27 protein-coding genes are annotated in these 18,212 nt (G+C 42.0%); 19 read left to right on the plus strand and 8 right to left on the minus strand.

The window, feature by feature from the left end; all coding sequences use genetic code 11:
• Positions 1-15 precede the first annotated feature (15 nt).
• The 11 genes from M662_RS07310 (at position 16) to M662_RS07360 (ending at position 8,446) form a co-directional block, all read left to right on the plus strand.
• On the plus strand, positions 16-1,815 hold the full coding sequence (locus M662_RS07310; protein ID WP_026578531.1) for an IucA/IucC family protein: 1,800 nt from the start codon (positions 16-18) through the stop codon (positions 1,813-1,815).
• Positions 1,816-1,834: 19 nt separating this feature from the next.
• Complete coding sequence (locus M662_RS07315) at positions 1,835-3,052, plus strand: aspartate kinase (RefSeq protein ID WP_051348965.1); 1,218 nt, start codon at positions 1,835-1,837, stop codon at positions 3,050-3,052.
• 159 nt (positions 3,053-3,211) lie between these two features.
• Positions 3,212-3,556, plus strand: a complete 345-nt coding sequence (locus tag M662_RS07320; protein WP_008637524.1) for a hypothetical protein — start codon at positions 3,212-3,214, stop codon at positions 3,554-3,556.
• 12 nt (positions 3,557-3,568) lie between these two features.
• Positions 3,569-3,835: a hypothetical protein gene (locus M662_RS07325; protein ID WP_008637526.1), complete on the plus strand. Its 267-nt coding sequence runs from the start codon at positions 3,569-3,571 to the stop codon at positions 3,833-3,835.
• 91 nt (positions 3,836-3,926) lie between these two features.
• Entirely contained in the window at positions 3,927-4,148 is a 222-nt protein-coding gene (locus M662_RS07330) for a hypothetical protein (protein ID WP_026578532.1), read from the plus strand.
• Between the two features lie 262 nt (positions 4,149-4,410).
• Positions 4,411-4,761: a hypothetical protein gene (locus tag M662_RS07335; RefSeq protein WP_026578533.1), complete on the plus strand. Its 351-nt coding sequence runs from the start codon at positions 4,411-4,413 to the stop codon at positions 4,759-4,761.
• A 369-nt stretch (positions 4,762-5,130) separates the two neighbouring features.
• On the plus strand, positions 5,131-5,616 hold the full coding sequence (locus tag M662_RS07340; RefSeq protein WP_008640518.1) for a hypothetical protein: 486 nt from the start codon (positions 5,131-5,133) through the stop codon (positions 5,614-5,616).
• A 12-nt stretch (positions 5,617-5,628) separates the two neighbouring features.
• On the plus strand, positions 5,629-6,069 hold the full coding sequence (locus M662_RS07345) for a hypothetical protein (protein WP_008640519.1): 441 nt from the start codon (positions 5,629-5,631) through the stop codon (positions 6,067-6,069).
• A 181-nt stretch (positions 6,070-6,250) separates the two neighbouring features.
• Positions 6,251-6,721, plus strand: coding sequence for a VOC family protein (locus tag M662_RS07350; RefSeq protein WP_008640522.1), 471 nt, complete (start codon positions 6,251-6,253; stop codon positions 6,719-6,721).
• 334 nt (positions 6,722-7,055) lie between these two features.
• Positions 7,056-7,544 carry an RNA polymerase sigma factor gene (locus M662_RS07355; RefSeq protein ID WP_081694931.1) on the plus strand — a complete coding sequence of 163 codons (489 nt, stop codon included), beginning with the start codon at positions 7,056-7,058 and terminating at the stop codon, positions 7,542-7,544.
• On the plus strand, positions 7,541-8,446 hold the full coding sequence (locus M662_RS07360; protein WP_008640525.1) for a zf-HC2 domain-containing protein: 906 nt from the start codon (positions 7,541-7,543) through the stop codon (positions 8,444-8,446). The genes M662_RS07355 and M662_RS07360 overlap by 4 nt, the downstream gene beginning before the upstream one ends.
• A gap of 124 nt (positions 8,447-8,570) precedes the next feature.
• On the opposite strand, the gene M662_RS07365 is transcribed toward M662_RS07360, so the two are convergent.
• Complete coding sequence (locus M662_RS07365; RefSeq protein WP_008640244.1) at positions 8,571-9,005, minus strand: hypothetical protein; 435 nt, start codon at positions 9,003-9,005, stop codon at positions 8,571-8,573.
• Positions 9,006-9,008: 3 nt separating this feature from the next.
• The gene (locus M662_RS07370; RefSeq protein ID WP_008640246.1) at positions 9,009-9,203 is read right to left on the minus strand and encodes a helix-turn-helix transcriptional regulator; all 195 of its coding nucleotides are present in this window, start codon (positions 9,201-9,203) and stop codon (positions 9,009-9,011) included.
• Between the two features lie 314 nt (positions 9,204-9,517).
• Here M662_RS07370 and M662_RS07375 point away from each other — a divergent pair, with 314 nt between their 5' ends.
• Together M662_RS07375 and M662_RS19545 are read left to right on the plus strand one after the other, a co-directional pair.
• Positions 9,518-9,733 (plus strand): hypothetical protein, encoded by a 216-nt coding sequence (locus M662_RS07375; RefSeq protein WP_008640248.1) that lies wholly within the window; start codon positions 9,518-9,520, stop codon positions 9,731-9,733.
• Between the two features lie 17 nt (positions 9,734-9,750).
• Positions 9,751-9,981: a PF20097 family protein gene (locus M662_RS19545; protein ID WP_008640250.1), complete on the plus strand. Its 231-nt coding sequence runs from the start codon at positions 9,751-9,753 to the stop codon at positions 9,979-9,981.
• A 385-nt stretch (positions 9,982-10,366) separates the two neighbouring features.
• On the opposite strand, the gene M662_RS07380 is transcribed toward M662_RS19545, so the two are convergent.
• Entirely contained in the window at positions 10,367-11,422 is a 1,056-nt protein-coding gene (locus M662_RS07380) for a hypothetical protein (protein WP_026578535.1), read from the minus strand.
• 40 nt (positions 11,423-11,462) lie between these two features.
• Between M662_RS07380 and M662_RS07385 the strand changes: the two genes are divergently transcribed.
• A complete protein-coding gene (locus M662_RS07385) occupies positions 11,463-11,621 on the plus strand; it encodes a hypothetical protein (protein WP_162129282.1) in 159 nt (52 codons plus the stop codon).
• A gap of 192 nt (positions 11,622-11,813) precedes the next feature.
• Here the strand turns inward: M662_RS07385 and M662_RS07390 are convergent, their stop codons facing one another.
• The 4 genes from M662_RS07390 to M662_RS07405 form a co-directional block, all read right to left on the minus strand.
• Positions 11,814-12,026 carry a DUF6440 family protein gene (locus tag M662_RS07390; protein ID WP_051348966.1) on the minus strand — a complete coding sequence of 71 codons (213 nt, stop codon included), beginning with the start codon at positions 12,024-12,026 and terminating at the stop codon, positions 11,814-11,816.
• 74 nt (positions 12,027-12,100) lie between these two features.
• The gene (locus M662_RS07395; protein WP_026578537.1) at positions 12,101-12,847 is read right to left on the minus strand and encodes an ABC transporter permease; all 747 of its coding nucleotides are present in this window, start codon (positions 12,845-12,847) and stop codon (positions 12,101-12,103) included.
• Complete coding sequence (locus tag M662_RS07400; protein WP_026578538.1) at positions 12,844-13,698, minus strand: ABC transporter ATP-binding protein; 855 nt, start codon at positions 13,696-13,698, stop codon at positions 12,844-12,846. Before M662_RS07400 ends, M662_RS07395 begins: the two co-directional genes overlap by 4 nt.
• Before the next feature lie 185 nt (positions 13,699-13,883).
• Positions 13,884-14,882, minus strand: coding sequence for a LytTR family transcriptional regulator DNA-binding domain-containing protein (locus tag M662_RS07405; protein ID WP_026578539.1), 999 nt, complete (start codon positions 14,880-14,882; stop codon positions 13,884-13,886).
• A 275-nt stretch (positions 14,883-15,157) separates the two neighbouring features.
• Here M662_RS07405 and M662_RS07410 point away from each other — a divergent pair, with 275 nt between their 5' ends.
• Positions 15,158-15,316, plus strand: a complete 159-nt coding sequence (locus tag M662_RS07410; RefSeq protein ID WP_162129283.1) for a hypothetical protein — start codon at positions 15,158-15,160, stop codon at positions 15,314-15,316.
• Between the two features lie 249 nt (positions 15,317-15,565).
• A complete protein-coding gene (locus tag M662_RS07415) occupies positions 15,566-15,766 on the plus strand; it encodes a hypothetical protein (protein WP_026578540.1) in 201 nt (66 codons plus the stop codon).
• Positions 15,767-15,804: 38 nt separating this feature from the next.
• Here M662_RS07415 and M662_RS07420 read toward each other — a convergent pair whose 3' ends face one another.
• The gene (locus tag M662_RS07420) at positions 15,805-16,593 is read right to left on the minus strand and encodes a serine/threonine protein kinase (RefSeq protein WP_051348967.1); all 789 of its coding nucleotides are present in this window, start codon (positions 16,591-16,593) and stop codon (positions 15,805-15,807) included.
• A gap of 184 nt (positions 16,594-16,777) precedes the next feature.
• Here M662_RS07420 and M662_RS07425 point away from each other — a divergent pair, with 184 nt between their 5' ends.
• From M662_RS07425 to M662_RS07435, 3 genes are all read left to right on the plus strand, one after another.
• Positions 16,778-17,353, plus strand: a complete 576-nt coding sequence (locus M662_RS07425) for a GNAT family N-acetyltransferase (RefSeq protein ID WP_035388479.1) — start codon at positions 16,778-16,780, stop codon at positions 17,351-17,353.
• Positions 17,354-17,419: 66 nt separating this feature from the next.
• On the plus strand, positions 17,420-17,686 hold the full coding sequence (locus tag M662_RS07430; RefSeq protein WP_026578543.1) for a hypothetical protein: 267 nt from the start codon (positions 17,420-17,422) through the stop codon (positions 17,684-17,686).
• Positions 17,687-17,778: 92 nt separating this feature from the next.
• Entirely contained in the window at positions 17,779-18,189 is a 411-nt protein-coding gene (locus M662_RS07435) for an NUDIX hydrolase (protein ID WP_008640259.1), read from the plus strand.
• The last annotated feature ends 23 nt before the right edge of the window (positions 18,190-18,212 follow it).

The raw sequence follows: 18,212 nt of genomic DNA on the forward strand, positions 1-18,212 counted from the left end.
AAAAGAGGGATTGACGTGTTATTTCAAGATATTCAAGAACAGCTGAAGGAAGACGATTGGAAGAAAGTGAACCAGCGACTGATGGCGAAGATGCTTGCGGAATATATGTATGAGGATATGATCCATCCGACGGAGGAACGTACCAACACGTACCGGCTCGAAGCAAAGGAAGGGACGGTGTACACCTTCCGGGCAGAGCCGCGCCTGTTTGACAGCTTCGACGTCGACTCCCGGTCCATCCGCCTGATCACAGAGGACGGGGAGCAGGAAGCAGACAGCGCGGTCGATCTGCTTATCGATCTTCAGGAGACGATCGGAATGTCCCCTGAAACGACGGGACATTTAATCAAGGAATTGAATGCCACGCTGATCGCGGACGTCCACCTGTTAAACAAAAAGGACCTTACCTCCCGGGAGCTGTTGGATATTGATTATGCCGAGCTCGAAGGCTACATGACCGGCCACCCGTGGATCACCTATAACAAAGGGAGAATCGGCTTCAGCTACGGCGACTACCTGCGGTTTGCACCGGAGCAGCATCAGGAAGTGAAGCTGTCATGGATCGCTGTACATAAGACGCTCGCCACGTTCCAGGCGGTCGACGGCTTGAACTGGGACGACCTGTTGGAGAAGGAGTTGAGCGAAAAAGACCGGACTCGTTTCAAGGAGGTCGTCCGACAATCCGGCGGCCGGGCGGAGGACTACTACTTCTTCCCTGTCCATGAGTGGCAGTGGGAAAACACGATTGTCCAGAACTTCCCCCAGGAGCTTGCAGAAAAAAGGATCATCCCGGTCGGCGACGGTGCGGACAGCTACCTGCCGCAGCAATCGATCCGCACCTTCGTAAACAGAAGCTCTCAGGAGAAGCACCACGTCAAACTGCCGATGAGTATTTTGAACACGCTCGTTTATCGCGGTCTGCCGTCCGAGCGCACGAAAATAGCGCCGAAAGTGACCGAACTCATCAAAGGGATGTACGAACAGGATGACTTCCTGAAAAACGAATGCCGGGTCATCCTGCCGGGAGAGAATGCCAGCATCAACGTCGATCATCCCCATTACTCGAACGTCGCTGATGCGCCGTATCAGTATTTGGAGATGCTCGGGACGATCTGGCGCGAAAGCATCTACACGTATTTAGAGGAAGGGGAGCAGGCGATCACGCTGGCCGCGCTTCTTCATGAAGACCATGAAGGAACGCCGTACATTAAAGAAGCGATCGCCGCATCCGGTCTTGATCCTGATACGTGGATGCAGAAGTTCTACAAGGTCGTCATGGACCCGCTGCTTCATTACTTGTACCAATACGGCACGGTCTTCTCCCCGCACGGGCAGAATACGATCCTCGTTTTGAAAGATTACCAGCCCCATCGACTTGCGATCAAGGACTTCGTCGATGACGTCAACATTACCGATCAGCCGTTTGAAGAATTGAGCGGCTTGTCCGACGAAATGAAGGAAGTGCTCCGCAGCGAGCCGCCGGAAGGGCTCACGCAGTTCATATTCACCGGCCTGTTCATCTGTCACCTCCGTTACTTGAGCCAGTTGATGGAGCGGCACGGCATGCTTGGCGAACGGCGCTTTTTCGAACTGCTCGCAGCGTCCATCCATGACTACCAGGACAGGTTCCCGCAGCTGAAGGAGCGGTTTGAACTATTCGACTTCTTCCAGCCGACATTGACGAAGCTGTGCCTGAACCGCAACCGGATGGTCGATTACGGGTATGCCGACGGCGAAGATCGCCCGCACGCCTCTGAATTCGGCCTGGTCACCAATGCCCTTGCCGAGTTCCAACGAATCGAGAAAAGCCACTGACGAATGGGAGGAAAAGACGATGGCCATCATCGTGCAGAAGTTCGGAGGTACATCCCTCCAGTCCACCGAGCGAATCGCAGCCATCCGGGACCGGATCCTGCTGGAAAGAGAGACAGGGAGCCAGCTGGTCGTCGTCGTATCAGCGATGGGGGATTCCACCAACCGCCTGCTTTCGCTTGCCAAAGAACTGACGAACCGTCCCGATCCGCGGGACATGGATCTTCTGCTTGCGACAGGAGAGCAGGTTTCCTGTTCGCTCCTCTCGCTCGCCCTGAAGGAAAAAGGGGCCGATGCCGTTGCCCTGACCGGCCCACAAGCCGGCATCCAGACAGAACACGCCTACGGGAAGGCACGGATCACGAAGATTGCTACGCGTCCGATCCAAGAGCAGCTGGATGCCGGGAAGATCGTCGTCGTCGCCGGCTTCCAGGGCAACGCCGGTGAAGGAGAAATCTGCACCCTCGGCCGAGGAGGGTCCGATACGACAGCCGCAGCGCTGGCTGCGGAATTAGGGGCCGAACGCTGCGACATTTTCACAGACGTCGACGGCGTCTATTCCGCGGATCCACGTTCGGTCCGAGGAGCGATCAAATACAGCTGCATGGACTACGAAAGCCTGCTTGCGATGGCAGCGGCAGGAGCGTCCGTCATCCATCCACGGGCGGTCCTCCATGCCAGAAGCCACGACGTTCCACTGCACGTCCGGTCCAGCTTCCATACAGACCAAGGAACCCGCATCGAACGGCTGGCTCCCGGCCTGACAGCGCCCGGCGTTACCGGTATCACCGGACAGAAGGGGCTGACGCTTCTCCGCATGACCGGCGATATCGACTTGAGGAAGCTGCGGGAAACCCTTGCTGAAGCACACGTCACCTGGAGCGGCATAGCAGCCGCCAAGCGTGATGCGTATGCCATTATAATGAAAGAAGAAGAAATCTATGAAACGATGAACCGGATCAACCGGAAAAAAGAGACACTAGGAATCCATACCGTCACACAGGAGCCGGGCAAAGCACTCGTGCATCTCGTGTGCGGATCAGAAGACCAAAAAAAGAAGCAAGCGAACCTGATCCGGACAAGCCCTCTTTTCCAAGCGAAGGAGGTCGAGACGGCCGACTGCCACCCCGAAGCGTGGAGCGCCCTCCTGCCTGAAAAGAACCTCGATGCATGGATGCAGCAGCTTCACGATCGAGTCCTATTAAAACAAGACAACCAGCATCCCGTCGCCTACGGATAGGATGACAAAGGCCTGATCGATGATTCGATCAGGCCTTTGCTTATGTAAAACGATAAGCGCCTTCCATAGGGGAGTGGAATTTTGATATAATTGGCAGCAATTGTTAGATTTCTTGATTCCACAGGAAACGGCAATAGAAATCAACGAAGGAGGGTAACAATGAACGTCGAGGTGTTAGATGCTTGGATACCCTTCGCCATCATGTGGGGATCGATGGGCAGCGCCGTCGGGATGACGTACGTCAAGATGGAGCCGGAGGAGCGAAAGGAAGCGAGAGAGGAGATAACTTCGCCGTCCTATATCGTTACCATCGGCTTTCTCGTCGTCGGAGGATTCCTTGCGTCGCTCGGGCAGACAGGTTCCGTTCCACTTATCAACCGGATCGGCATCGCCCTGCTCGCTATAAGCGGGATCACGACGGCTGTCGGTGCGTGGCGAAACAATAAAGGGAAAAGCGTACGAGCCGTCATCCTGACATCGATTACTATTTATTTTTTTACATAAGAAGGAGGAATTATGTTGCATCGTGTCATCCCGGTAGATAAAGAAAGTCGCTGGCAGCTGTTGTCGATTCTTTGTGCATGTTTAGGCGCCGCCTTATGGCTGCCGAACTTTCTATTAAACTATGGTTACGGATTCTGGATGGGAACGTTCATCATCAATCCGATCGGTGTCGTATTCGGAATACTTGGCGGCAGCCGGCTTGGAATCGTCTTGAACAGTATCATGACCTTCCGTTTCCTTATCTTCATGTTCGTGGGCTACGCCCTGGCAGCTTTTTAATGCTGCGGAAGGATAAGGAATCTATTCCTACATACATAGTATAAAAAGGAAACTTCAGGAAGATTTGATGCCATAAAAAAGGAGGTTCACTATGACTATGTCTTTTCTGTCCCTCGTTCTCTTTCCGGCATTGGTCACAGCTTTCGTCGGATATTATCTTTCCACTCATAAACAGCGATGGGGCATTTATGCGGTTGTATTGATGCCCGTATTGTTCATGTATATGTTAGGGAGTTATCAAATATTGTGGAGCATTCCTTTATCCCTTGTCGTTGTGTTACTTCGTATATTTTGGACGTATAAGAGATCGTAGATGGCATAGATATCTTGGGTTCAAGTCTTAAAGAAACGGGCAGGTTAGCGGAAGACTTGAATTCGAGATATTAACTATAATTTAACTTAAAAAGTAGTTTGTTTAATTTTGTTAATTTTGAAATAATGCATATATCTTTAAAGGTGTAATGGGGTGGGGAAGGAATTTACATCAATAAAGTTTATAAATGTAAATTCGTTTGGTTTGATTTGTTGAGGTTTAAGATTTTTTCACTATAACTAATCATACTGGGGGCTCACAATTGAGAATATTAGTGGTAAGTTTCACATTTCTTATCTTTATTGTATCTGGATGTCACCCGGGGGCTGGTGAAGGCGGTTTGTTATCAAGAAGCCAAGTGTTAAAAATGAATCCTGATTCTGACCTTGTTGAACTAAAAGATGGAGCAGTATATGAATACCAGAATGGCGCAGATTGGATAGAAGAAAAAGATTATGAAAAAGGAGAAAAAATAGGAGAAGTTAAAAAAGGAATGTCAACGAAAGCGCCTATCGGTACTGAAATCTATAAAACAAAAGAGAAATCTCCTGTACTCATCTTAGAATATAACAGCGGAATTTCTAAAAAATATTTGCGACAACTGGGAGAATAATCTTTGTTTCGAATCTTCCTTTATAGGGGGCGATTGTTCATTACGGGCAATCGCTTTTTTCCTACGGGAAGCATTGTATAAGAAATATTGGATTAACTATACGTGATCGGGAAAAAACTTCTCATCGCTCTATAGAAGGGGAAATTTTCCAGTTTGAAATAAAAATTGGGAATGTTTATAACGAAATTATGTTCTAAAGAGCTAATTTAGATTAACATTTCCTAAGTTATGTACCTTTTTATGTAATAATACTAGTTCTAAAGTATACAATAAAAAGTTACTAGAATTTAAGAGCGATAAAAAATCTAAGGAGGTTAAAGGAGTTTACCTTCAGTAACTTGAATAATTTATTTGGAGGAATAAATCATTATGAAAAAGTTGATTTTTACATTTCTTTTGCTTTTATTGGCTTTAACACCTCTTTTGCTCGGTGCTAAAAACGTAAGTGCAATGTGTTATGGTGGGTGGAGTATTGGTGAACCTTCACCTATGGGTGACACGACTAGGGATAGTAATATCGTCACAGATGAGCACTCATCTATAAAGGGAGGAGCTACTATTGAATGTGGGGGAGGTTCTCCCAGAGGTTGGGGTTCTGTAAGATCAGGCAGTACATATAGCCATACAACAAGTAAAGGAACAAAAATTTATAATAGGTCAGGTGGATCATCACGAGCAAACAGCGATTTTTGGAATACTGTTTCTCCGGGTGCTAGTTATAAAAAATATGTGAAGTATGATGGTTCTACTACATTTGTTAAATTCCCAAAAGAAGGTAATGTTAGGTATTACAAGAGTCACAGTGGACAGGAACCTTCATTATGGTTTGGGAAAGAAAAGATTAGATACAAATAGAGAGGGATGTTAATGATTACAAACGTAGATATGAAAGTTTGGAACCCTAAGAACTATATTCATGGTGCTTATCTAGAAAAAGTGGAATTTGGGGAAACAAACGACGGCCTAGTTATTGTGGTTGAAAACGAAAATTTTATGATGCATTTTAATTATGACAAGTATGAGTTTGGTAACTTTGTCTTAGCCTTTCGTTTTACTGATGAGATGAAAAGTAGTTCATTATTAGAATTAGCTTCTAAAGCACGTACTAATTATTTCGGGAAAGATGATAAGAGTTGGTATTTATATAAGATGGCCAATTCTGAATTTCTGGACTGGTATGATGATCAGCCAGGACCAGGTAGAGATCTTTATGGTATTCAACATCATGTTATTTCAACCTCAGAAACTACCTTTGAAATTTTATGTGAATATGAGCCAAGGATCAATATTGTAGAAAAGAATACTTAATCAATTTGTTATTGGGCCTCACCTTTATTACATAGGGTGAGGTTTTATTCTTTCGAGATCTAAGAGTAAAATAAAGGAGATGTGTAAGAAGTCTCGAAATCAAGTCTTTCGCTAATGGGGGCTTTTCTTTAATAATATGCTTTGAAGCAAGTGAAGATAAGAAATATAGGAGGTATTTTCATTGATTAAGGGTCTATACGAAGCACATTTGCCGGTAAGTGACTTAAATAAGTCGATTGAATTCTATGAAGGACTAGGGTTGAAGTTTGACCATAAAGTGGAAGATAGATTAGCTTTCTTATGGATTGTAAAAGACCAAAGTTGGGTTGGCTTATGGAAAACCGATAAAGTTGAGGTAGAGTATCATCCTTCAATTAGACATATAGCTTTTGAAGTATCTTTAGATGGTTTGAAAAACTCGGTTAACTGGCTAAAAACTAAAGGTTATAAACCGAGAAAAGCTTTTGGTTTTGATCCTATTGAACCATTCGTGATGCCAAATCCTAATGGAGAGTTTGCCCATGCAAAGGTACATTTTAATGACCCGGATGGAAATAGTTTAGAGTTCATTTGTAAAATTAGTAATCCTAACAATTTGACAGAGAAAATGTATCTAAGTGAATGGGAAGAATCAAATAGACTAACGAAGTAGTATGCAGCATAGACGATACATATGGAGACTAAAGTAAAAGAAAAGCTATGATATATCTCAATATCAAGTCTTTCTGTATGGGGGTTATCCTTTAATGCCTTCTATTAACGATAGGCGGTTTTGCTTTAAAATCTTCGCAAAAAGTGAATGGAATGTCTAATAAACACTCGCTCTTTTCCAGAAAGGGCGGGTGTTTTTTGTATGCAGATTAGTGGAGAATTCAGTACCCAGTAATTATGGTAGAAGAAACAGGACCGGGGGTACTTTGTTCGGTTTTTTTTTATATTTTTGTAAGATATTTGAGTTTATCGCGTCTTATATGTAAGGAGGTGAGATGGTGACACAGCTTGAGGATATTTATCCTACATACTTTAAAGACGTATTCTTATATGTGTATAGTTTATCCTGCGATAAGAATATCTCTGAAGATATCACTTCGGAAACTTTTATGAAGGCATTAAGATCGTTAGACAGTTTCAAAGGGGATAGCGATATCCGTGTTTGGTTATGCCAAATTGCCAAAAACAGTTACTACTCTTATTTGCGTAAGAAAAAAAGCTTTGTAGATCTTGAGTCTGTTCCAGAACCAGCCAGCGGAGACAATGTAGAGCAAGAAATAGCCACTTCAGAAGCGTCTGGAAAGATACAGGAAGTTATCCAGAATTTAAAAGAGCCATACAAAAAGGTCTTTACGCTCCGTGTATTTGGAGAACTGTCATTTAAGCAAATTGGCAAATTGTATGCAAAAAGTGATAACTGGGCTTGTGTTACTTATCACCGCGCTAGAGAAAAGATTAAAGCGCGATTGGAGGATTATCGATGAAGATCAGCTGTAATGTGATCAGGGATATACTGCCGTTATATGCCGAGGATATGGCAAGTCAAGATACCAGAGATCTAGTCGAAGACCATATAGCTTCTTGTGAAAACTGCAAAAAACGCCTTGAAGAAATGCGGACTTTTGAAGAACCGCCAGTAGATACCGATATAGCTCCCTTAAGGAACATACAAAATACGTTGCGAAGGAAAAAGCTGCAGACGATTATATTTTCAGTCATGGTAACATTGGTTTTTGCAGTGGTTACAATCGCTTATCTGACAACGCCGGCATACCTATCTTATAATGAAGATGCAGTTTCAATCATGGAAAAGGATGACGGAACTGTACGTTTGAATTTTAGTGAAGAAGTCGCTGGATTTGATGTAACCGAATATCCAGCAGCGGGCAATTCAGGATATGTCTATGATATAACGACGTGGGAAACGATCTGGCACCAGAAAATAAGCAGAAACAACGTAGAAAATACGGTCTTAAACCCGAATGGGGAAACGGTCGCTTCCGTCTACTATTACAATACCGATGGAAGTGAAAATACTTTAATTTATGGGGATCCCATAACAGATGGTTCTGTTATGACGTTACCTCGGGTTGTTTTAAGTTATTATTTGTTGTTTGCTGTAGGTTTTTCACTTATTTGTGGAATTGGATTGGTCCTATTCCGTAAGAACGAGAAAATAAGAAATGGACTAGAAAAGATTATTCTACTGCCTATCTCTTACCTGTTTGCTCACTTCCTTATAAAAGGTCTTCACTCTTCCACTTACCTTGCTGGACGAGACTTTTATCTAATATTACTAGTCACCATTCCTTTATATTTTGCGTTGTCAGCTGGACGGAACATATTAAAAAAATTATTAAATAAAAAGCCGAAAATCACTTCATAATAATGTTTTTTGGATTGAAAAGGGAACCCATTTTTAATGAGGTTCCCTTTTCAATCCAATATTAAATGTTGTGAGTAACAGCGTAGGGGAATTTCTCGACGATTGGAGAGAGGCGGTAGCTTTATCAGGTTTCTTTCATGATATGGCGGAAAATCAATGGAGCGAATAAAGAGAAGAGGAGTACACTTAACGTTACCCACCAACCGACAGATTTAAATGTGTCTTCGGGAATGATGAATGTGTATCCCAAATAGGATAAGAACAAAACACCTTGAAGCACTTTCAATGTTTTTGCATCGGCTTGATTCTTCTCCGCTACAAGTCTCTCATCCGTCTCGGATACAATAATTTTCGGGTTCTTTTTTATTTTCATTAGTTTAAGGAAGGAAGTCAGTGCTGCACTGAGAGGAATAAGTGATAAGGCTAAAAAGGCTTTGCTGTTAGGAAAAGAAATGGACGTTGTTTCGAGAATAAACCAGGTGATAAACAGGGCTAAGCTGACAAATAACGATATACCAATGGTTAATTTAGTTTCTTTAACTAATTTTTCAGCACGCATTGATCATTCCTCCCAGAATAAATCATCTAAAGTTTTATTTAATGCTTTACATATGGCCGTACACAATTTCAGACTCGGGTTATAGTTTCCAGATTCGATTAAATTAATGGTCTGCCTTGTAACCCCTACAATATCTGCTAATTTTTCTTGAGAAACATCGGCTTCAACACGGGCGATCTTCATTTTTTTGTTTTTCAAAAAATATCCTCTCCTCCTCCTACATTTATATTATTCAATACATTACAAAATGTCAATTATAAATTACATTTTGTAATGTGATTTGAGGAGGAGTTTCATCATTGGTTAGAAAAGCATCTGGGGAAACTGGAATTTTGGATTCGAGGTATAGGGAGGGGCTGTCGTTCAATTAGAACCATCACTTTTCATTAGATGTATATGGTTGTAATTTCCAAATTACGGCAAGTTTGATAGGATGTATTTAATTACCTATCACAGATTAAATTGCTTAGAACATGTGAAAGGAAATAGCACTTGCGGAGAGGAGAAGGTGGATGTTTTCAAATAGGAAAACCAAAAAAGGAAAATGGCTTGCTTACTTAGGTACATGGATTTTCGCTGTTGGACTAGCATTTAGTGAGATTTTTGATTTAGATGGTATGCCCAAACTATTAGAGGCTGCATCGATCCCTATGTTAGTAACAGGACTATTGATGATCATTACATCCAATTTCTTTAATAAGAAACGTTCTATAAAAACACTAAGGTGAAGGTGGTGTCACTAACAATGGACGATGTAGTAAGGTGTCCTGAATGTGGTAAAGAGTTGAAGCAAGGATATATTTTCTCGCCTCGAAGAATTTGCTGGTCCGACTCGCCTGATTCAATCTTTGCTGATTTTGGAAGTGAAACATTAATAGATGACGCATGGTTAAAAGTCAAAAAAAATCCAGCCTTGAGGTGTCAGGAGTGCAGCATAGTTATTTTTAAACATAAGGAAAACAACGATAAAAGATAGGCGTATTTTCTTGAAGAAACATGTTTTAGCCTTTATTACACTCATCGTGATGACTGGATGCAGTAATTAATGAAGGATGGAGACTTCCAATTTTTAAATCGTAAAACCACAACGGTTCGTTTTTGCATGAACGAGTTGTTTCATAGGATGGGAGTGGAATGTTCGTGATAAGCCAAAAGGACTTCCACAAAAATAAGAAGTCCTTACTTATGGGTAATATCAACATTACGCTTCAGCACAGCCGCAAAAAAGCAACGATTTCATTAGGATAATGTGGATTTAAGTTTTTTGGATGGTGACGGTACCTTCAGGAGAGGATTCTTCAGGTCATTACGGGATACTCCTTGATAGTTTTTCTCCTATTATGCTGGTTCTTCGCTTCGTGTTACTGACCTATCAATGGATAGGTGCTGCTTTCTTTCAACGTATCATTTATTATTTGAACTTCCCATGCATGGAAGTCAAGCGCCGCCAATTGAATCGCATTCTCAAGTACAGACTGATCCGCTTCCGTTACCATGTCTTCATCCATTGTGTATTGCACCGCAGCCACACCGTTTGTCAGGGAAGAGTCGACAATTTGTATCCCTTCGACAATGGCTGACGAGTAAAACGAATCGGCATGATCTATGGTGCCCATCGCATCTATAGTCTCTGGAAAAGTGAGGGGCTCATCGTTTTCATTTACCACTTGCTCCTCCAGCTCACCACCAGGGAGAAATAGGGTTTCTTCTAATGCTTCGTCATAAATCGTATAGTAACCGCGTGTTAAACCTTTTTCATCTTTAACGTCAATCGATTCATCGACGGATCGCTCAGCTAATGTCAAACCTTTTTCACCATCAGGGTTTAAAAAAGTAATCTCTTCAACTCCATAAAGATCACTGATCCCATATAACGCGTCGAAGAATAAGGTGCTTTGAGTAGAGGTTGTGGATAATTCATTCCCATCTTCATGGAAGTGGATGTATAGGTGCGGCCATTCAAAGGATAGATCAGCGTACGAGCGGAGTATATCCTGCTCAGACGGGTCATTCTTTAAAAGTGACATTTCCAGGCGTTCTTCAGGTGAAAGTGCTTGTTTTTCTTCCTTATCACGGTGTATAGCGTATGCTGTATAAAACCGACTTCCCTCATCGAATACTTGAGTATCAATAAAATAATCAGGATTCTTTTGTGCTCCGCTGTAAACGTCTGTGCTGCTCTCGTCATCATTAGAAGTTTCAGCTTCACCTGAGGAGTCGATACTTTCAGCGTCCCCATCATCCGCGTTATTTTCGCTCTTAACATCGTCTCCTGTGCTGCCGTCCAGCGATTCCGAACTTTCATTTTCAACAGGCTCAGAGGTTTGCCGATCTGTCTCCTCCTGTGAGCTTTGACATCCAGCAATGAGTAAAAGCACAGCCGTCAACAAGAATAGATTCATCGTTTTTTTAACCATTAAATCCCTCCTGATCCATATATACCCTTTAGGTGGTTTCTTGAAAATCATTTCCCGCATATCGATACTGGGAAATGCGATTCAGATCAATGAGGATACGCTCGGGGCCGGCGGATGGTATGAGTCTTATACATACGAAGAAGGCGAACAGTATTTCGGTCCCTATGTATATAAAGGAGAAGAGCTCAACAGAATCTAACGGAATAATGGACGACGTAGAACCGTTGATTTAATCCATATCTGCATAATTACAAAAAATCAACAGCTTGATCGTGATTTCGGCCACACTATTTACCAGCCAGTGCATCTGAATTTACCACTTTGCGACTATGCGTTTACTAAAAGAAAAAGAAATCCTTCTTAATGAAGAATTTCTGTAATCGTACAATTTTTACTTGTCTTCTTCTATTTGTGCTACTATAACTTCACCATTCTTATCTAATAAAGGGGTGAGAGTGCATCCTTGCGCACTCCATGTGTAAATATAGTTAACACCTGTTTCACGATCAACCCATATAGATATCATACTCCCTTGTTGAGAAGTTTGTATCAACTTTTCATCAAAACGTTTATTCTCTTTTTTCTCTTTTTTATGGAACATCATTTACCACTACTCCTTATATATTTTAAGATACCTAATCTAATTTCTTCTCCATACATTTTATTATTTTCCAGTAGTTAACTATCTAATCCATTTTTCTTGTATGCAAAAATAAAGATAACTAAAGAAATAATGAACCACCCGGACAACACACTAATATCTGTTAGGTTCCATTGGTATCCAATCTCAGAATATATACTGTTGGAAAAATTCGTTAACACTCCTGTGTAAGTATAGTCAAGCATAGCGGACAAATCTTCTTGGAACAGTTTGAGTGCAGGTACTGATGTTAAAAGTAACGTAATCGGCATTGTATATAAGGATGTTTGTGTTTGGTTTTTAGTAAGGATTCCAATTATATATCCAATTATAAGACTGATTAAACTAGCTACTGTTGTCAGGAGCAAGTAACTTCCAAATTGGACATCCCCAAAAGAGGATCCACTAACAGGTATCATAAGAATATTTACTAGAATCAGGATAAGTAATGGAGGTAGAAGAGTCCCAATCAAGTACTCTAAGCCGTTTACCGAAGATGTCATTAGAACTCGTAAAGTGTTTTTTTCCTTTTCTTCTGCTAAAGGGCCACTGCTCATTGAAATACCAGCTATTGCGATATTAAAAACAATCCCAAAGCTAAGAGCATATGCATTCGTAGAAAAGTTAATTCCTTCCTCACTTACATCTAAATCCGGCATTAGATTTTTTATAGCAAATACAAACCCTAATGCAAGAATGGGGGCTAACATCACACTGGTATTACTTAATAACGTCTGAAACTTCATTCCTACGATTGCTTTTATCTTTCTTAATGAAATGTTCACAGTAAGTTCCTCCCCGTCAATTCTATGAAGACTTTTTCTAGTGTCGGTTCATTTGAATGAATCGTTACAAGTTCATCACTTGCAATCCACTGCTTTATTTTTTTTCCTGTTTCATCAGAGTGAGGCAGTATGATTTCCTTTTTATCCTTTAATAATATCTGATAGCTCTTATTCAGATTGTACTTGAGACTTAAAGCTTTAGGAGTTCCATTCTCTACAATTACGCCATCATTTAGAAGGGCAACGTGATCACATAGTTTCGTCGCCTCGTCCATATTATGAGTAGTAAGAAAAATTGCAGTTCCACTCTCTTTTAGCTCGGTAAGTAGTTCATGAACAGCTAAAGCAGTAGTTGGGTCTAATCCGCTTGTAGGTTCATCTAAAAAAAGGACCTTGGGCTTATGCAAAAGAGATCTAGCTAAGACTAAACGTTGGGTCATTCCCTTCGATAATTTACTTGCAATTTTATCTTTGTGTTCAAATAAACCAACTCTAGTTAAAAGGAAGTCAATTCGTTCTTTCCCTACACCTAAGATGTTAGCGAAAAATTTCATATTACTGTACACAGTTATCCTTTCATATATTCCGCTGTTGTCAGTGACAATGCCTACTTGTTCATAAATACTTTCATTAATTTGTTCAACTGGGGTGCCTAAAACCACTGCTCTTCCCGAGGTTTGTGCTAATTGTCCAGTCAATATTTTTATAGTCGTTGTTTTTCCTGAACCTGAGGGTCCAAGAAATCCAAATATTTCTCCAGAGTGCACTGAGAAATTAAGATTTTTTAAGGCAGACTCATTTTTGAACCTTTTAGATAACTGTTCGACGTGGATTACTAGTTGCTTTTCCATTTGTCTTTTCTCCTTTTTAGTTGGATTTAAAAAGTACATCTAGAATGTAACTTTATGTTGTCCCGCTGTTCTAAGTGTAGAAAAAAACAATAGAAAAGTTGTAAATATCCGGTGAACAGTACTGAAAAAAGCCCAAATGTACAAAAAAGAGGTTGAAATGAACTCATTTCAACCTCAACTGTACTTTAAAACCCTATTAATTGTTTCATTTCACCCAAGCGATTTCGAGAAAGAGGAATTTTCACATTTGAATTACCTTTTAGAATTAATGTATAACTGTTTTTTGAATAGCTAATCAATTCAGACACACGCTGCAAATTAACTAAATATGAACGGTGACACCGAAAGAAACCAAATTTCAGTAATTTATCTTCTAGGTCACTCATTGTTAGGTCTGTTGGAAAACACTCATCATCAACATGTATATTACTCACGCTGTTAATACTTTCAATGAAATCTATTTCATCAGGACTGAAAAAAATTGTCTTATCCGCTAGCTTACAAGTCACTTTAAAGACATTGTTCGGCATAAAATTTTCACTCTCATCTTTTTCCTCTGAGGCAGGATCCGCTTGATTTGTAAGATCCGTTTTTTCTAGTCCACTTGATCGGTTATAGCGATAGATCTCGTTGCTTAAAAGCAATAAATCTTCTATAGAATTAGACGTGAATAGTATGGCAATGTTCTTGTCATTTAGGAACTCTAATGCTTTTAAATAAAGTTCAATGCCTTCACCTGTTAAAGTACTGAGTGGATTTTCAATTAAAAGAACCTCAGGGGAAAATAGAGCCATGCGGAATAAACTGATCCTTTTTTTCTGATCGTCTGTCAAATTGTTGATTTTGGTCCGCCAAACATCCAAAATAGAAAACGATGTAATGTAATTATCTAAAGGTTGGGGAAAGCCTGCAATCTTTTTAAAGAAACTCAAATAGCTTTGAACAGTTAAATTTTCATATAAGCCATCATCTTTATATTCTGTTACTATTGATTTTGTTTCACTCTCAATATAACCACTTGAAGGCAGAAGTTCCCCTGATATAAGCTTAAATAGCACTTCGCTTTCTTCACGGGACATTTTTAACCCAATGCGGGAATTATTGTCTATAACTAAATTGATATTTTTGAGAACAGTACGATTATCTTCTTGTTTCATTACTTTTTCTAGTGAAATTAATGTCATTCTGCACACACTTTCTTTTTAAAGTTCATTATACAATGTCAGAATCTCTAAAAAAAAACTTTATTACATCGACACCTGCAGCAACCAATGTCGAATCTGGATGAATACACACAGGCAACTCCAGTGTATGCTAAAGGATATTCTTCTGCAAATTAGTAGTGAGACACTTGCTGTAAGGTACTTGTCTAATTCGTAATGCTGGGAAAAATCTATCGTAGGCATAGCATTAAGTGCACAAAATTATTCCATTTGAAAGCGCCTAACAGGTGCAGGCGATGCAGTCGGTATCTTCTTCGGCAGACAGCTTGAGTGCATCCTCCGAGAATCTGCAGTCGATCATCGATGCTTATCAACTGGAAACGGCGGAGGAAGAACCGGAAGCGAACAGAGGAGCGGCAGTGAAAAACGAATGGACGGATAAAAAAGTAAGCTGACTACAAGCGTCCCAACACAAGAGAGCCATAGCTCAGAATTGCGGCTCTCTAAACATACCGCTGTTATTATCGGGAGAAAGCGCGGAAGTCATAGAAGCGTCTGAAATTGAAGTGTTGAGGGACAAGTCGGGCAATGATGACAAGATAGATATTACTTGTCCAAAACGGCCGCCCGCTTTATGCTCATAATAAGAGGATGTGTCTGCCTTGAAATATAGGACATCTCTCCTCGAAAAGGAGTGTGCTTAAATGTTTAAAAAGATCATGAAAGGCATTTCGAAAGAGTTTAGTAAGCGGGGAAGCAGCAGCGGCCGCAGAAGGTCTTATCGTCACGGCTCAAGCAGTGGGAAGCGGCGTAAGTATTATGGAAGCAGCAGCAGCCGACGTGGGCGGAATCCGCTTTATGGTTCGCACCGTTATAAAAAGAAACGACATTATTCCAGCAGCTGATCGACATGCAGAAGACTCCGTAGGGTACGGAGTCTTTTTTAATGGCGGGAAGAGATCCGGGCGAGTACCTGCTCAAGCGCTCCCAGTATCTCTTCCCCATTGTTATACGGAGGACCCATCTCAAGCAGTCGCTTCAACAGCTTGGTGGTGAGCGGGTGAAGGGTGAGTTCTTCCGTCCACGGCCGGTTCCTTTTGGTGTCGCCTTCGTAAGACGAGTAGAGGAGAAACAACAGGAAATCACCGACATCAAAGAAATCATCCCGGGCCAGCCGTTCACGCTGCACGTGGTCCTTGGTGTCCAACGTGTGCGCCAGGCCGAAGTCGATCAGATGCACTTCTCCTTCATGAAGGAGGACGTTCGGAATTCGGATGTCTCCGTGAAAGACGTCGTTTTGATGGATATAACAAACGATTCCCATCAGCTTTTGCACAAGCTCCAAACATTCCTTCTCCGAGTATTTCTGATTGGATGCAAACAGCGTGTCCTCGACGTTTTTCCCCTCGATAAATTCCATGGAAAAGAACGCTTCTCCATCAAAGGAGAAGGTTTCGATCAATGCAGGAATCCCGGGGTGCTTCAGCCGCTGGAGAATCGACGTCTCTTCCTCGTAATTCTCTTTATTCTCCTTCCCCTTGCTTTTACGCATCTGCTTGACTACACATGTATCCCCGGCGTTCAAATCTTTACAAAGATAAATGATGCCGTAGCTCCCATTCTGCAGCACTTTCTTAATCTGATATCGTTCCGCCAGAACCTCATTCCTTCCATAGGGACGATCCATGAGCTTCTGACGGACCCTCTTCCATAACCAATGTACCGTTTCCATACGCACCTCTTTGTTTTGTTTGTTTTATCATATCAAAGGAAGCAGGGAGGAGGATAGGAAGGATATTTGAAAAGCTTTCCAGTTGAACCTTGAAGTGGTAATCTAGATAAACAAACGCAGTGGAGAAGTATTTTCTGTGAAAAGAATACCGTTCGATAAAGAGGGAAAAGGGGAGAGGATACGTATGGACATAGAGAAGCATTTAAAAAGAATGCCGGAGTTTGAAACAGAACGAATAAAGCTGAGAAAGTTAGCCTATTCAGACGTCGAGGATGTGTTCGCCTTCTGCTCCAACCCTAACGTAGCAGGGCCGATGACATGGGAAGCGAACCGTACGAAAGAAGATACAAACGAGTTTCTGCGTATGGTCATCACCGGCTATGAAAAAGGGGGTTCCGGTGAATGGGCGATAGAATGGAAGGAAAGCGGCCGGGTGATCGGCGTGGCGGCATTCATTGATTGGAGCAACAAACACAAGTGTGTGGAACTGGGGTATTTTCTTTCCGAGAATTATTGGGGAAAAGGCGTAGCAACAGAAGCGCTGCAGGAACTCGTCCACTACGGTTTCAAGGATCTGGAGCTGAATAGAATCGAAGGCAGATCCGATACGGATAATTTCGGCTCTCAGAAGGTCATGAAAAAATTGGGGATGCAGCATGAAGGAACATTGAGGAAGAATGAGTGGATCAAAGGTGAGTTCAGAGATACGGAAGTTTACGGCATGTTAGCAGGTGACTATGATTCGAACCCGGATTATTGATCATACAAACATGGAAGTTAGTATGACTTTACAGACTTTTTTTATAATCACGAGGATAAACAGTGATTGGATGAATACACCCTCTCCATTGCCTATTGGAGAGCAGATCAACTCATGGTAAAATGGAAAAATGAGGTTGTTAATCAGCGGTTCTTTATGAAAAAATTGTGGGGGTTGCGTTTGCGCTTCTTTCAAAAACAGTGGATCAGAAGAATGTTATTGATGTGCTACCTCTCCCTTCTGTTGGTGTGGGACCACCCGGTTTTATTTGTAATCGGGGTCGTTGCTTTGTCCGTGCTGGAAGTATGGATACATAAGAAAAAGCAGGCATAGCTGTACATAGAAAAAATAAGCCCGGACGGGGATGCATCACGTCCAGGCTTTTCTTTGTATGGCTCGAAGAAGATAAAGGGGGGGCATGGTTAGTGAAACGTGTAGACGTTGCATACGCCTTGGTTTTTGACGAGGTCGAACAAAAAGTATTGATGGTGAAAAATAGAGGCAGGGACTGGTCCCTTCCCGGCGGAGCTGTAGAAAAGGGAGAAACCTTTGCGCAGGCCGCTATTCGCGAGTGTAAGGAAGAAACAAATGTAACGATAGAAGTCGAAACGATCGTAGCTGTGAATGAAGCGTTTTTTGAGAAAGAAGCCCATCATGCCTTGTTCCTTACTTTCAAGGCGAAGGTTGTGGAAGGATCGATCCGAGTCGTACATAAAGATGAAATCGAAGAAATAAAGTGGGTCGATTATGAAACGGCAGACGGATGGATGCCTTATCATGCGAATGGTGTGGAGCGGCTGCTTCAAGCATCTGCACCCTATACGTTTCAAGGATAAGGGGACAATTTAAGAAGAAAGGG

This window comes from Bacillus sp. SB49 (genome assembly GCF_000469135.2).
In the GTDB taxonomy this organism is placed as follows: domain Bacteria; phylum Bacillota; class Bacilli; order Bacillales; family Halobacillaceae; genus Halobacillus.